This is a genomic window from Rhodoligotrophos appendicifer (assembly GCF_007474605.1).
Taxonomy (GTDB): Bacteria; Pseudomonadota; Alphaproteobacteria; order Rhizobiales; family Im1; genus Rhodoligotrophos; species Rhodoligotrophos appendicifer.
Genome location: NZ_VHKL01000004.1, coordinates 425,203 through 440,207, shown reverse-complemented (window position 1 = coordinate 440,207; position 15,005 = coordinate 425,203). Strand labels below are relative to the sequence as shown.

The window sequence follows — 15,005 nt, the reverse complement described above, 5'->3', positions numbered from 1 at the left end:
TCCACCCGGTCACCCCTTGTAGGCGACGAGCACCGCGCCGAGCGCGATCAGGCAGATGCCGAGCCAGTTCGGCAGGGTCAGCTTCTCGCCGAGGAAGCTGACGGCGAAGATGGCCACCAGCACCACGCTAAGCTTGTCGATCGGCGCGACTTGCGACGCTTCCCCGAGTTTCAGGGCGCGGAAGTAGCAAAGCCATGACGCGCCCGTCGCGAGGCCGGACAGGAATAGGAACACCCAAGTCCGGCCCGGCACGGTGGCGGGCGGCTGCCAGTTGCCCGTAGCCCACAGGATCCCGCCCAGCAACACCACGATCACGCAGGTTCGGACCAACGTAGCGAAGTCCGAATTGACGTTCTCGACGCCCACCTTTGCGAGGATGGCAGTTAACGCAGCGAAGGCAGCCGACAGCAGGGCCCAAGCCTGCCACGGAAGAACATAGTTGCCCATATTGACCGTCTCCCTCAGTTGTTCGCGCGGACGAGCGAGGACAGCCGCCAGGATTGCAACACGACAGATACCGCGACGTAGCCGGCTACCGCATCGATCCGGCCCTCTTCGAAGAGTAGAACCGTTCCAAGCAAGAAGGTGGAAAAGGTTGTGACGCCGCCCGTCAGACCGGTCGTTAGAAACAGCCGCTATGCCTGAGGCCCGCCGCCCCTGAAGGCGAACCAGCCTGCCAAGATGCCCATGGCAATGCCGCCGATGACGTTGGCGGCCAAAGTCGCAACCGGAACCCGGTCCAGCCCAAGCGAAGCACTCCGACGCTAAGCGCGTATCGGAGAACCGACCCTATGACCTCCAAGGCATCGAGGAGCGGATCAGGAGTCTGCTTAAGCGCTGAAACCCTCCTAGGAGAATTGCGAGCGTCAGGAAAACCTGGTCGCGGCGGCGGCTGAGTTTTGAGCTCCCAATGAGGTTCCTGCCATAACAGATTTGTTCGCAGTGCCGCATCGTGGTCCTCTCCTCCTGCCGAACGTGAGCAACTCACTCCAGGGGGCATTTGTCCTTTTCAGAGATGGGTTGGGTCCTGAGCAGGAGCATCCTCGTCAGCGCGAACATCCCATCCTTGGCAATTTGGACTATACTCATCGCCCTAAACTATCGCTAAGTGGATGCTGGCACAGCTGGTGCTGCACTTCGTGCCAGAGTCCAATAACGCAATCGCTGAGATGAGAGGCGGTGTACTGGTCCGCCAAAGAGAGACCCCGCCGGTAAAGGCGGGGCTCAGTCGTATCAAGCTCGGGGAGTAAAGCTTGCCATACTACCGGGGATGGTCCGCCTGCTCAAACAAGTGCCCAGCCCCTCGAAGGTTCCTAAAGAGCGTTTTTATCCGTCGCTTGATGAATTCCGATTGCCAGCCAGTCCAGTAATTTCCCAGAAGGGAGATTATTGGAACCCGCCCATCTCCGTTCTAGGCCCTTAGCCGCTCCACTGTGGCGTCTAGCGCATCACGCTCTGTGCGATATGCGTATTGGATGAGGTCACTGGAGTTCCCCCGCCACAGGATTCGGCGATTAGTGGACGCTGGTGGCATGTTACAGTTCGCGGATCTAAATCTGGGATTTGCCAGGCTTAACTTTACTGCGCTTTGTTGTTGTCATGCTGACCTCGGCTTCTTTGGCCTCTCGTAGGCCGCGCAGACGCTTTGTGTTTGCGTCGCGCGTAGCCGTTTCGCTCTCGATCGTAGCGCGGGCAGTTTTGTTGGTTTGCTCGGCATTGTCGCGTCTTTGGGTCGGGGTCGTCTGTTTAGGCTTAGTTTCCATCGCTCGACCGCCAGCTTAATCTATCAGAATTTCGACCTCGAAGGCCCGACTTACAACGAGAAAAAACCATACCAGAGTTCACCTAACTTGTGTGTTGTTATCAGTTGGCCTCCGGCGGCCGAGAGCCTGAGTGCTCTCGCCCCACCCGGAGCGCAAAGTGACAGACGAGCCTTCCAACGACAATGTCCGAGCTGAAAGCAACCCGGGCCCCCTCGATGCCCCTGGTCAGGCTGCAATACTGCTTGTTGAAAGCCTGCTCCACGCCCTTATCGCACGATCGCTAATCAGCGTGTCAGAGGCGCTGGAAATTGTTGAGATCGCCAGCGAAGTTAAAACAGAGATATGGGAAGAGATGGGCACCCCAGCTTCCACCCTGCGCAAATCGCTTGCCATTCTCCAGGCCATCAGCACGAGCCTGAAGCATGATCTGCCGCCTGCCTAATGCACAAGGTGGCGATCGGGACTAAAAAACACCACAACAAACCGGCACCACAGCCCTTTTTCTCAAAACACTGATCCATGTTGCACTTCACAGTCCAGGCGCTGGATAAGATTTACATTGCATGTACAGCGTGGGCTCAACTTTGAAGCCGTTATCATGGCTGCAGTATTCCAGGTTAGATCTCACTGGATCGAGGACAAAATCATGAAAGAGAAAAAAATATTGGTCCGTCCGGTGGAAGACAGCTGGACGATCGACATTGATGGCCAGAACTACGATCTCTTCTCGACAGAACAAGAGGCAATGGAACGGGCGGCACGCTGGCCGCAAAACGCGGTGAAGCAAGGATATTAATCAACGGTCTTCATAAAGACGCAAAAGGGAGAGATCGCCGTCATTCTTACCCCCGACGAAGATTTGCCAGAGGCCGCAGCATAAATTCTGCGTGAATTCGTGGTCGACTTGCCCTGCCCTGGGCAGATGCGCCGGCGAGATCCAAGGATCCCTCCCCCCTTGTCCTGCATCTCGCCGGGGCGTGCATCTGTGTCGCCTTCTCGAACTCTACTTCGAAATACGATCGGTTATTTCTTGCGATGATAATCCGCTGCGTCAGCTCTGGAACTCGCGGCAGTCGTAAATTCAGATGATCCAGATACACGAAATCAGGGGGCTGATATAGTAAGTTGTCTTGCTGTGAGATGAATTCTCAGCACGGTAAATTCGCCCCGCGAGAGCCGAAACTTTCCAGACATCGCAATTAATTACAGGTGGCGACGCTCGGCCGCAGCCTCTGCGAGTTCAAGTTCATCCATGAGTCCCGGCATGTGCTCGGGGCGAGCGGATCACGGGCCACATCGCGTAAGCCCGCATAAAAGGCCCTCCGGTCTTTCTCCGCATATTCGAAAAAATTGGCTCATAAAGACGGAGTAGATTGATCTGCATCAACGACGACCGCTTGTCTTTCGAATTAATCTTACGAACAACTTAGAATAACCGGTCTTGGCAGGGATGGTAACGATGAAGAAAACTGTATTGGCGGCAAGTGTGGCGATCATAAGTATGGGTTTGCTTATGCCGCAGGCGAACGCACAGGGTGCGCCACAATCAGTTGAAATAGCCAAAGTTGATTTGCAGAGGGTGGCGGCAGGCTATCGAGCATCCAAAGTTATCGGCAGCAGCGTCCTAAACGACCGAAATGAAGCGATTGGGAAAATTGATGATCTCCTGGTGACGCGAGATGGCCAGGAGCCTTATGCAGTTTTGTCCATCGGTGGCTTCTTGGGCATGGGGACCCACATGGTAGTAGTTCGCTACGATAGCCTGAAGTTCGTGGACAAAAAGATTGTATTGCCAGGAGGGACAAAGGACGGGCTCAAGATGTTGCCGGCTTTTCAGTATTCTGAGGAGTAACTGACTGGTCGACTCATCTCCTGTCGGGCACCTCCAGCGAAATGACTACCAAATTTAAGCCTTCAGTAAGCTGAAACGAGTTGAAAGGCGAGGATCATTTTCCTATGCATCCCGCGTCGGAAGCCCGTAAAAGCTGGCGCTCATAGCAGAGATCATTGCGGATGGAGGTGGCAGCCATGGCGGACTGACCTGTCGCGCAGCAGATTTGGTCAAGACCATAAACAACATCACCCGCTGCGTAGAGGCCGGGCATCGAACTTCGCTGACCGTCGTCCACAACAATACATCCATCAGCAGATATGTTGACGCCGAGATCCCGCGCGAGCGAGGACCTGATCTTGGTGCCGAGTGCCGGGTAAAGGCTATCGAAGGCGGCGGTGCCAGATGGGACAGTTAATTCGATCTCGCGACCGCGCAGATGTATGGAGAGACAAGGGCCGGGGATCAAATCAATGCCGCAACGCTTTAGGCGCTCTTGCTGGTCTGAGGAGATCTCATGGTCTCTGTCGGCACTGACCAACGTTACAGAGCTGGTGTAGCTCCGCAAAAACATGGCTTCGTTGACGGCGCCCTCACCGGTTCCAAGCACCGCAATATGCTTGTCCGTGACCTCAAACCCGTCGCAGACCGGGCAATAGCGGACCAGTCCGCGGGAGAGAGCCTGTGCATGATCCTCCTCGCTCATGGTGGGTCGAAGATTCTCAACCCCCGTCGCCATGAGCACAGTGCGGCTCGTCAATGCAGCCAAACTCCCACATTGCGCAGTGAAGAAATCACCACTCCGCGTCAGGCCGACCACCTCTTCCTGTCTGATCGTCGCGCCATTCTTTTGCGCTTGTTCACACAGGCGCGCGAGAAGCTCCTTTCCCGAGATACCGTCGGGAAATCCTGGATAATTGTGTGTGATGGGAAATCCAGCTGGCACGACTTTTACCGTGATCCAGGATCACCGCAGAAAGATGATATCGAGCAAGATAAAGGGCCGCGGTCAGCCCCGCCGCCACCTATGATCAAACAGTCGAAAGGATCCTCTTGCATAAGCTTGGCCCTACAGGTGAATTAATGGAGAAAGCCAAGCGCCGCCGCCTGATAAGTCGGGCTAGCTCGTCGAAGGTCAAGATAAGCAAACTGTTCCCAGAGAAGGCCAGAACAAGGAACTCCCGGGAGGCCAACGGTTGCACACGGAAAAATTGTGGCGTCGCGCTGCGAGAAGCTCGCGCCTTGGGAAAACAGAGAGGCTGCGGCAGGCAACGAGTGCTGGAAGGGCAGAGAGGGAGCATCGATGCTCCGGCACTGTCGCTATCTTGAAGCCTTATACAACTTCGTCGCCATCTCGAACATTTCCTCAGGGGCTTAGTCAAGAGTGACCGCTGAAGGTACTCCAGTCACTTGATGGGTCTTGCCTCTTTCTGACATGCCATCGACTACTTCGAACTCGCCGTTAGGATTTCCAGGAAATGCCATTTCACCGTTACCTCAGATGCCCGACATGGTCCCGATAAGCAGTCTTATCGGAATTACGCGCTGCAGTGACTCGGAGCATCGTCGATGCCGAAGTTCTACGGGCCCCAAGCGTCACCTCCGGTCTCTTCAGTTCGAGTGGTGGTGCACAAGTGGCAACTCCAGAACTCTCACGCTTGAGGCCGCGTTAAGTCTTGTAGGCTAAAGCCCAAGCCTCAGCGCGTAAGCTGACAATGGCCCCAGGGCCATTACGGTTGCTATGGCGATTTCCAATAGTCTTTCGACACCAGAGTAGGAGACCCAGGCTTGAAAGTTTACTCATCGCGGGAGCCGCAAAACACCCCCCAGCTTCGTGCTCAGTCAAGGCGGCAACTCGGCTAGTCGGGTAAGTGGATTGGGAATTCACGCGATTGCTCCATTCATTTCGGGTTGACTGATTTGCCAATCATCGAACCTGCTAACGTTCCGTTATTGCCATCGCGTGCCTACTCTCCGCAACCCTACAGTCAATCTCGGACGGCTGTATTTGAATCTCCCGGGACTATCATCAAGTGTAAATTAAAAGGTCATACGACATGCAGACGCGAGAAGAATGCCGTAGGAAATTGCTTACACATGGCCCAACAATTCTGTAGAACTAGTACGATTCGGTGCAGATAACGGCTTTAAAATTTCCAAAATATAAGACTTTCTCTGCAGAAGAAATTGTCGAATTTGAATGATTAATTATAAAAATTTTGAGTAATATAGATCAGTATTTACATTAACCTCATAATGTATCCACCGTTGATCAATTAATTTATATCTAGACTGAAAAAATGGAATTTCATTGAAGATCCCTGTAAAATTTCTATGGGAAGACATCAGCCGATTTGGATAATTGTTCTCGCAAAATACTACATCGCTCGTTCTCTAGTCAACTTGCCCTCTTCGATAATTGCCTTTCTCACTGACGAAAAGCTTGTCTTTCCCTCCGCCTTCAGCGTCTGGTAAAGGGCCGCATAGCTGGAGCGGTCTAGACCTTTTTGCGTCGCAAGTGCTTCCAGTTGAACCTTCAATTCGTAATTTTGGCGCTGGCGAACACTTGAGTCTACCACATTTCCACTCGCACCAGTGTTAGGTCTGAAAAATTCGAGCTATGACACAGAGTTCCCACTTTGACGAAAAGAATTCGGTCAGTCACCTGCGAGCTCGTCTTTCTGGCAATCATTCAGGGGTCTTGAACTTCATAGCTCCGTAGCCTTGAAATACGAGGGCAACGGTCGTGTCGGGCTCAGTTGATGACTGGATCGCTAGAACAGGAGGTCGCTTCTGCGGTGGAACGGATGAGCAATTTCGCCAACGGAAGGCGACGATTTTCGCCCTCGAGACATGCTTCGGGCAAACATTACTGGGCACGGTGAACGCCGCAAATTGCTGCAGCTTCTCAACAATTTGGCGGAATAACATTACTTATCCTCCCGCACGCCCTTGAACGCCTGAATACCGCAGCAGGCGGTCGATTGGTAACCCGCGATATTCCACCGCTGCCAGCCTCGACAAAGATGGCCCGCTTGCGCGGCAGGACGCCATGCGGCGAGCGATGCCGGGCCGCCGTTTCCCACGGCCACTGGAAGACAACAACCTTCACCGCCGGCCTGCGATTGTCCGGCATGGCGGCGCCGATGCTGCTCGACGGCCCAATGAATGGTCCGGCGTTCCTCGCCCATGCCGAGCAGATTCTCGCACCAGAGCTTCGCCCCGGGACGTCGTGGTCATGGACAATCTGCCCGCTCACAAGATCAGCGGCGTGCGCGAGGCCATCGAGAAGGTCGGAGCGCGCCTCCTGTTCCTGCCACCATACTCGCCCGACTTTAACCCGACCGAGATGGCCTTCTCGAAGCTTAAGGCCCTGCTCAGAAAGGCCGCCGCCAGAACCGTCGACGAACTCTGGTCGAGCGTCGCTGATTGCCTCTCAGCCTTCACGCCAGACACATGTCGGCACTATTTCGATGCCGCCGGATATGACCCGGATTAAATCGATTCTGCTCTAGGCCAGATGGCGATGGGCCTGGATTTCCTTTTCTCCGAGATCACCGAACTGGTGGCCCAGTGCAAGTTTGGAATTGCACGCACTCCCACGAGCTGGGCTGCGCCATCCTAACCGCAACAACGGATAGGGAAAATGACGCCCGGCGCTTCGCACGGTCCCGTAATCGACCGCTGGACCTAAGGGGCGGCTGGCGCCAAACTTACCGGCAAGGACGCCTATAAAGCTGTATTTCAGCTCAAGACATTGCGGTTCAGAACGCCAATCAAAGCTATCCGAGCACATAAGCTCGCAAGCTTGAACGCTTCATCCCCGACCCAAGCGATGACACGGGGGACAAAGCAGATAGATGCTCGAACTCTGCACGCTCAGAACAAAAACACCCACCGAGAAACATTGCATGACCACTACTAACTCGGTCCGCATTAAAGCGCGTTAAGGTGCCGACATGGCCAGGCAATTATTGACAAGCCCGGAGAGAATTTTGTCGCGAGGCGCCAGCATCCAATGCGCGCGACTACGGTATAGTTGTGCGGTTCCATCATTTTTGTGGATGGGATTGAGCGTGAACTGTTTGAAAGGCGGTCCATTGCCAGGAAGGGGGCGTTTAACGCGCCTGGAATGTGTCGAGCAGACTCAAAGCGAGTGCTGCTCGCGGGTCACGGAGCCTTCTGTGAAGCGGGAGAGCCGGAACCTGCTCAGGTCGATAGACGGACTTCCACGCACTATCCATTCGGCGAGCTGCTTTCCAATAGAGGGACCGAGGGCGAAGCCGTGGCCACTGAATCCAACTGCGACGAAGATTGCATGCTCAGACGCCGGCCGGTCGATGATCGGAATGACGTCAGGTGTCAAGTCGATGCGTCCTGCCCATGTCTGGGCGAGTTCAAGCTTAGCGAGATGGGGGAATATGTTCTGAATCTCCTTCATGTTGCGGCTAACCTTCTTCGTATTGGGATGCGGCTCCGGAAGCGGCCGCGCCGCGGCCGCGGCGCTCAGTATGGCTTTGGTTTGGCTTAAGAAGTCCCTGCCGAGCGTCAGACGCAGCAGCCGCCAGTTGTCGCGATAGGCCGGTACAAAATGCCGAATGTTGCGGAATGAGGTTGGGGTGATGATGTAGTCCGCCCCCACGCCCCTATAGCCATTTCCGACTATGAGGCTGCCATCAGCCGCCGGCCGATAGGCGACTTTTGGCCCCCACATGGCTATGCCAGTGAATCGCTGGGCCCGTTGAGTACGGCCCACCGAAGACACAATGATCTGGATTGGAAGATTTAATCCGACCTTGCGCGCAAGCGCGGGAGTGCCTACGCCGCCCGCCAGCACGACCGTTGAGGCGGCGCAGCGTCCCTTGAGCGTGACGACGCCCGCCACTTGTCCGCCCGACATTTCGACTTCGAGCACGGCCTCGTTCTCATGAATCGTTGCGCCTGCCTCCCGCGCAGCGCGAGCTATGGTGCGGGTCGATGCCGCTGGGTCGCCGTATGCATCATCTGGCGTAAACAGGCCGGATCGCCAGTCGCCGCGTAATTCCGGTATCAATTTTTCCATGGCGCGGCGATCCAGAATGCGGGTCTTCATGCTGAATGACTTAGCGAGTTCGTGTCCCCGCTCTACCCGCTCCTGATCGACATCGGTGATTGCCGGAACCAGAATGCCACCCTCTGTGAATTCTGTTGCAGCTTGCCCGTAGCGCTGGGTGAGGTCAGCCCACAGCTGTTTGGCCTCGACAGCCAGCGGGATCTCCGCAGGATTCCTGCCCTGCTGACGGATAAATCCCCATGCGCGGCTGGACTGCTCTGACGCAATTGTCGCCCTTTCGAAAATCGCTACCCTGAGGCCGGCGAGTGCGAGTTGCCAGGCTGTGGAGCATCCGACGACGCCGCCACCGACTATCGCCACATCCACGGGCTCGAAGGTCTTTCGTTCCATTCTTAACCCCAGACCGTCTCAAATACCCGAAGGAAGTTGCCACCGAGCACCTTCCGGATTTCACAAGGGGAAAATCCCCGTCGCGCCAACGCCGAAGGCATTCCGGCAAAGTCGTCGACAACCCCGAAGCCTTCCGCATAGACGGTATCTATCTGGTACTGACCGACGATCTCGGGATAACGACGGCGGAAAAACCGTTCGAATCGTACATAGGATTCGCCTTCGAACATATCGGACCCGATGCCAACATGTTCGATGCCGAACCGTTCCGCCACATAGACGATGTGGTCGATCATGTCGTCGATAGTGGGGGGCCTGCCGCGCTCGTTCTCGCAGAACGGTGCAAAGGCCGTTATGCCGATGACGCCGCCGCGATCGGCGAGCGCCGTCAGCAAATCGTTGGTTGCATTCCGCGGATGGTCGCAGAGACTCCGCACATTGGCGTGACTGATGATTGGAATGCCGCGAGTGAGTTCGATAGCGTCGCGAGCGGTTTTCTGTCCTGCATGGGACATGTCAACGACCATGCCGCAGTCGTTGATCTCGCGTATGCAGATGCGCCCGAACTCGGTAAGCCCATCATCGACCACTTCAAGGCATCCCGACCCCAGAGAACTACGTTCGTTGTACATCAACTGCATGATGCGCTGGCCTAGTCGCGCCATTATAAGAATTAGCGCGGGATCGCCGTTCAGCTTGGTGTCGAGGCCCTGGCAGCCGAAAACGATACCTAGTCGGCCTTCGGCCTTGGCACGGGCGATATCCGCGGCTGATTGCACATGCAGAAGGCGTGGTTCGAGTTCGAAATAGGACAAGTAGCCATGCACGCTGTGGAGATAGGCACGAAAATCATCTGCTCCCTGCGCCACGCCCTTGATGCCCATGGTGACGTTAAGTGCTGTGATACCGGCATCTAGGGCGCGGTCGAGCCAAGTTTTCCCATCGCGCGCGGGCGGAGGTATCTGAGCCGCCGGCAACAGTGCGGAGGAACCCATTCCGTCGATTATTATAAGATCCGAAGTCACAGCTTACACTCCGTTCCTTCAGCAATTCTGAAAGAGCATGCCACTGATGCCCAGTCCTGCTCGGCGACGTTCTCGAAGCAAACCCAGACGGATTCGGCCTTTTGCATCTGCCTCCGTGACCATCGCTTCGGTGGTATCGTTCGCAACGGCTTCTTCGACCTCGATGCGATCCTTGATCAACTCTATATGCATAGATGTCACCGTTCTGTACCTGGCATTGATCTTCGAAAAACATAGGGTTAGGTGGATGGCTACCAACCAAGCGCGTAGGAAGGCCGTCGCGGGTCAGCACCGGCTGTGAGCACGCCCGTGGGCTGATCAAGGCGGATGGCGCAAACACCGCCGGCGCGCCAGTTTAGCTGGGGCCAGCACTGAGCGTCATGCCCGCGGCCGGCAAGCTCCGACGCTACTGCCGCAGCCAGTGGTTCCTCGATCATGAGCAGATCGAGTTGCACCTCGTGGGGTTCAAAGGAGCCGGGAAAGGAGAAAGTTGCGAAGCGAGGTGCCTCTACTGCCGACTGCAGGTCCATACCGAAGACGCGAACGTTGAGGAACGTCTGAAGCATCGCTTGGCTTTGCATGTCGCCGCCCGGTGTGCCGAAGGGCATGATTGATCCGTCCGCCTCGATGGCAATGAACGGATTGGGAGTCAGTCGAGGACGGCAACCCGGCGCAATCGCTGCGGGGTGCCCTGCCACTCCCCAGGATTGGCTACCCCGCGACGAGGGGCACAGGCCAGTGCCAGGGATGACCGGCATATTGTTGGAGGCATCACTGGGAGTCGCGGAGAAAGCGTTGCCGTGCCGGTCGACGACAGCTACGTAGGAGGTGTCAACCGTCGGATCAGCGCCTTCATCGTCGTGGGAGGCAGCCGCGGCCATCCAAACGGACTTTGCGGCGATCCCCGGTCGTGGCAGGCCGGAGATGGCGCGTGTAGGATCGATGGTGGCCACGCGTTCAGCGGCGTAGCTCTTGGAAAGCAGTTTTTCCGACGGAACCCCTACGCGGCGGGGATCGCCGAAAAATGCCTCGCGATCTGCGAAGGCGAGTTTCGTTATTTCCGTAATTATATGCAGGTAATCCGGCGAATTGTAATTCAGCGTCCCTACATTGGCCGCTTCGGCCATGTTGAGGGCCTGCAAAAGCGCGGGTCCCTGGCACCAAAAGCCGCAACTGTGCAGCGTCGTCGTTCCGAATGTGGAAGTAGTTGACGGCGCAATCTCCACCGAGAACTCGTCAAGATCGCGCATAGACAGAAAGCCGGCATGTCTCGTGTGGTAGTCGACAATCGTGCGGCCGATGTCGCCTCGATAAAACGCATTGCGTGCTGCTAGTAGCCCGTTCCTGCGTCCCCCGGACGATGCTGACCGCTCTTCGTCGGCCATATACTGTAGCGAGTGGGCAAGGTCGATTTGGCGAAAGATTTCGCCAACTTTTGGCGGACGGCCTTCCGGCAGATAGACTTGCCGGCTGGATTCCCATCGCGCGTAGCCCGCCTTGTTAGAGGAGATCATCTCTGCCATCAGCGGGTACATGACGAAGCCCTCCCGGGCGAGGCGAATCGCACTGGCGGCGACGTCACCGAAGTTCATCGTGCCGTAGTGTTCGAGCGCCGTTATCCAGGCGTCGGGAGCGGCGGGCACCACGGTCCGCAGAATGCCAGCAGGGATGCTGCCGCCGAAGTTCTTCAGAAAGAAATCCAAGCTCGCAGCTCGGGGCCACCATCCCAGGCCCGAAATACTAACCACACTTCGTCGATTCGCGAGGTAGATCAAAATGGGCGCCACGCCAGCGAAACTGACGAAATCGCTCTGCACGACGGAGAGCGTGATGCCGGCGGCAACGCCCGCGTCCACGGCATTCCCGCCCGCCTCCAGAATCTGGAAGCCTACATTGGCGGCGAGATAATGGCCGGCGGAGATCATGTGCCGTGTGCCGGCTATGACCGGGCGCATGGTGCTCGGGCTCGTTCCCTTCGTGCGATCGGTGACCCCAACGTCAACGCTGCTCATCGTGCGCCCCCTGGAAGAACCATGTCGAGACCTGCAAATCGCTGCGCAACGATTATGATAGCAGAGGAGGCGACCACGACGATTGTCGAAACCGCGAGCATGTCGGGCCGGAAGTCGAACTGCATATCGAGAAATATTTGTACCGGCAGCGTGGTATTGTCGCCGCTGACGAGGAACAGTGCGATTGGCACGTCGCCAAATGATATGATGAAGGCATAGAATATGCCCGCGGCCACGCCTGGCCGCAGTTGCGGAAAGGTCACTCGCCAGAAGGTCGACGAGCGTGTCGCGCCAAGGCTTGCAGCGGCTTCTTCGAGGCTCGGATCGACACGAACAAGCACAGCGGAAACGCACCCGACACAATAGGGAATAGCGACGAACAGATGCGCTAGCGTGATACCGTAGAGAGTGTTGTAAACGTTTATCCCAGTAACAGCGGCTAACTGGTAGTAAAATTGTAGAAATACTGCACCGGTCACCACCAGAGGTATCTGGACAGGCAGCCGAAAGAAGGACTGGAACAAGTCTTTAGGCCACACTCGTCCGCGCACGATGCCGAGCGCCGCGCATGTACCAACGATCGCAGAGAGGATGGACACAAAGACGGCAATCAGGAAGCTAACCCAAGCCGCGTGGAAATATTTGGACGAGATCGCCTCATACCACTGCAGCGATGGCGATCTCGGGGGGAAGGCCGTACGAAATCCATCGCCGGTATCGAAAGACGCCCCAATTACGACCAGGAAAGGGCTGAGCAGGAAAAACGTGGTGAACGCCGAAATGATGATCGAAAGGCGCGGGAGTGGAAGATGCCAAGGACTTCTCATGCAGCTCTCCTCAGCCCACGTCCAATCAACATTCCGACGGCGATATTGATCCCGAAAACGAAAACCATTAGAGTTGTCGCCAGTGCGGATCCCATTCCGTACTCAGTGCTCTGAACAAGCTTTTGCTGGATCAGCACAGGGATGGTCCTGACCCGCCCTCCGCCAAGCAGCACGGCGGAAGTGAAGGCGCCCATGCTCATATTGAAAATAATGAGCGAACCGCCGATGAGGCCCGGCATACACAGCGGTACGATAATGCGACGCCAGAGCGAAAAGCGGCTCGCGCCGTGAATCTCGGCTGCCTCTTCCAGATCAAGGGGGATCGTCTGCATCACGCTGAACAGCATCATTATGAAGATAGGCAGAGTATATTGGACAAGGCCTATAAGGACACCTTGTTCGTTGTTGATTAGCAGGATTGGTGATGAAATAACGCCCATGCCGAGAAGCAGAAAATTAACGATCCCGGACGGGCCCAATATGATGTTGAGGCCCATCAACTTGATCACCACTGTAATGAGAGAGGTCGTGAGGATCAATCCTAGCAGTAGTGTGGCAAGCCAGCGGGGCATCCGAGCCAATGCATACGCGGTGGGAAGCCCTATGAGCGTCCCGACAATAACGGTGCCGACTGAAAGATAGAAGGTCAACCAGATTGACTTGAGATAGAAGCTGTCTGTCAATATCGCACGATAATTCTGGAGGCTGAAGTTGTCGGACACGCTACCGAGGCCCAGATCATCATGGAAGCTCAACCACACAAATCCGATCTGTGGCAGAGCCAGTAGAAGCAGGGACAGCAGAGCAGCCGGCCACAGGAAACGCTCCCACGGTACGCGGAAAGGATCCATGATGCGGACATTCTTGGCGGCGGCGAAGGGACCGGATTCGTTGGCACGGTTGGCCTTCATAAAATCGCTCCGCTCCCCGGGGCTGATCGCTCATTTGGAGAAATCTCTTCGCTGAAGAGGATACCCGCCTCGACCTTCCAGCCGACGCCAACATGTTCGCCTTCACCGACCGAGACCCCGGTCATCGGGTCTTCAACAAGCAGATACGAAGCGTCAGGCAGTCTGACGGAGTAATAAACAACGTTTCCAAGGAAGCGTCGCGCCTCGACTGTGCCCGTCACGACATTGACGCCAGGGGAGGGGGGCAACATGAGTTGCAGGTGTTCCGGCCTCACTGAGATATCGACCATTTGTCCCGGTTGGACATTGCGGACTCGCCGCACCCTGACATCGAAGAACTCCGCCACCCGCACTATGCAGTCTTGTTCCGCAATCTCGGTGATGCGGCCCGGAATCAGATTGTTCTTCCCGATGAAACTCGCAACGAAGCGAGTGCGAGGTTGGGAATAGAGGGTCTCTGGAGTGCCCGCCTGCTCGATGCCGCCGCCGGCCATCACAACGATACGGTCCGCTAGACTCATCGCTTCCTGCTGGTCGTGCGTGACCATGATGGTGGTTATTCCGAGCGAACGCTGGATCCGGTGTAACTCCATCTGCATAGCCTCCCGCATCTTTAGGTCAAGAGCTCCGAGCGGCTCGTCCATTAGGAGAAGCTTGGGATAAAAGGCGAGTGCTCGAGCAAGTGCCACGCGTTGCTGCTGGCCGCCGGAAAGTTGCCCAACAAAAGCGTTTTTGCGCCCCGAAAGCTGTACCATAGCAAGCAGTTCGTCCACGCGGGCGGTGATTTCCGCCCTCGGGAGGCCTCTCTCGCGCAAGCCGAAGCCGACGTTCTCGGCCACGTCCATGTTCGGAAAGAGAGCGTAGTTCTGAAACACCATCCCGATATTGCGCAATCTCGGAGGAAGCGCGGTGACGTCGGAGCCTCCGATCCGTATCTCGCCGGTCGTCGGTTGAGCAAAACCCGCGATCATCCTAAGCGTCGTCGTTTTCCCACAGCCGGAGGGCCCAAGCAGAACGAGGAACTCACTTTCGGCTACATCGAAATCGAGCGGCCTGACGGCGTCGATATCACCATATCGTTTCGAGACCCCACGAAGGGACACGCTCGCCATTGTCGCTCACCTATCGCGGCCTTCGGTTACACCTGGAACGCGGGCGACGCGCGAGGCGCGTCGCCCGCTGACAGTACTGAA

Annotated in this window: 12 protein-coding genes and 1 pseudogene; 4 read left to right on the top strand and 9 right to left on the bottom strand. The window is 56.4% G+C overall.

Translation table 11 applies throughout. The annotated features are described in order from the left end of the window. Nucleotides 1-9: 9 nt before the first annotated feature. Together FKM97_RS11510 and FKM97_RS26685 are read right to left on the bottom strand one after the other, a co-directional pair. Nucleotides 10-447: an EamA family transporter gene (locus FKM97_RS11510; RefSeq protein ID WP_144292547.1), complete on the bottom strand. Its 438-nt coding sequence runs from the start codon at nucleotides 445-447 to the stop codon at nucleotides 10-12. A gap of 14 nt (nucleotides 448-461) precedes the next feature. Then, nucleotides 462-581, bottom strand: coding sequence for a hypothetical protein (locus tag FKM97_RS26685; protein WP_246105040.1), 120 nt, complete (start codon nucleotides 579-581; stop codon nucleotides 462-464). Between the two features lie 1,339 nt (nucleotides 582-1,920). Here FKM97_RS26685 and FKM97_RS11500 point away from each other — a divergent pair. From FKM97_RS11500 to FKM97_RS11490, 3 genes are all read left to right on the top strand, one after another. Beyond that, a complete protein-coding gene (locus FKM97_RS11500) occupies nucleotides 1,921-2,205 on the top strand; it encodes a hypothetical protein (protein ID WP_144292546.1) in 285 nt (94 codons plus the stop codon). A gap of 156 nt (nucleotides 2,206-2,361) precedes the next feature. Continuing rightward, complete coding sequence (locus FKM97_RS11495; protein WP_144292545.1) at nucleotides 2,362-2,559, top strand: hypothetical protein; 198 nt, start codon at nucleotides 2,362-2,364, stop codon at nucleotides 2,557-2,559. 663 nt (nucleotides 2,560-3,222) lie between these two features. Then, nucleotides 3,223-3,615 (top strand): PRC-barrel domain-containing protein, encoded by a 393-nt coding sequence (locus FKM97_RS11490; RefSeq protein ID WP_144292544.1) that lies wholly within the window; start codon nucleotides 3,223-3,225, stop codon nucleotides 3,613-3,615. Between the two features lie 94 nt (nucleotides 3,616-3,709). On the opposite strand, the gene FKM97_RS11485 is transcribed toward FKM97_RS11490, so the two are convergent. Further along, nucleotides 3,710-4,540 carry an NAD(P)/FAD-dependent oxidoreductase gene (locus FKM97_RS11485; protein ID WP_342783549.1) on the bottom strand — a complete coding sequence of 277 codons (831 nt, stop codon included), beginning with the start codon at nucleotides 4,538-4,540 and terminating at the stop codon, nucleotides 3,710-3,712. A gap of 2,071 nt (nucleotides 4,541-6,611) precedes the next feature. Between FKM97_RS11485 and FKM97_RS26680 the strand changes: the two are divergent. Continuing rightward, a pseudogene (locus tag FKM97_RS26680) lies at nucleotides 6,612-7,093 on the top strand (IS630 family transposase); the annotation flags it as partial. A 648-nt stretch (nucleotides 7,094-7,741) separates the two neighbouring features. On the opposite strand, the gene FKM97_RS11475 reads toward FKM97_RS26680, so the two are convergent. The 6 genes from FKM97_RS11475 to FKM97_RS11450 all read right to left on the bottom strand — a co-directional run bounded on the left by FKM97_RS11475 (nucleotide 7,742) and on the right by FKM97_RS11450 (nucleotide 14,924). Further along, nucleotides 7,742-9,037 (bottom strand): NAD(P)/FAD-dependent oxidoreductase, encoded by a 1,296-nt coding sequence (locus tag FKM97_RS11475; protein ID WP_144292542.1) that lies wholly within the window; start codon nucleotides 9,035-9,037, stop codon nucleotides 7,742-7,744. 2 nt (nucleotides 9,038-9,039) lie between these two features. Beyond that, nucleotides 9,040-10,032, bottom strand: coding sequence for a dipeptidase (locus FKM97_RS11470; protein WP_144292541.1), 993 nt, complete (start codon nucleotides 10,030-10,032; stop codon nucleotides 9,040-9,042). Between the two features lie 281 nt (nucleotides 10,033-10,313). Continuing rightward, nucleotides 10,314-11,987, bottom strand: a complete 1,674-nt coding sequence (locus tag FKM97_RS11465; protein ID WP_205014912.1) for a gamma-glutamyltransferase family protein — start codon at nucleotides 11,985-11,987, stop codon at nucleotides 10,314-10,316. Nucleotides 11,988-12,070: 83 nt separating this feature from the next. Next, entirely contained in the window at nucleotides 12,071-12,901 is an 831-nt protein-coding gene (locus tag FKM97_RS11460; RefSeq protein ID WP_144292539.1) for an ABC transporter permease, read from the bottom strand. Continuing rightward, a complete protein-coding gene (locus tag FKM97_RS11455) occupies nucleotides 12,898-13,812 on the bottom strand; it encodes an ABC transporter permease (RefSeq protein WP_144292538.1) in 915 nt (304 codons plus the stop codon). The genes FKM97_RS11460 and FKM97_RS11455 overlap by 4 nt, the downstream gene beginning before the upstream one ends. Then, nucleotides 13,809-14,924 carry an ABC transporter ATP-binding protein gene (locus FKM97_RS11450; protein WP_144292537.1) on the bottom strand — a complete coding sequence of 372 codons (1,116 nt, stop codon included), beginning with the start codon at nucleotides 14,922-14,924 and terminating at the stop codon, nucleotides 13,809-13,811. The genes FKM97_RS11455 and FKM97_RS11450 overlap by 4 nt, the downstream gene beginning before the upstream one ends. Between the last annotated feature and the right edge of the window lie 81 nt (nucleotides 14,925-15,005).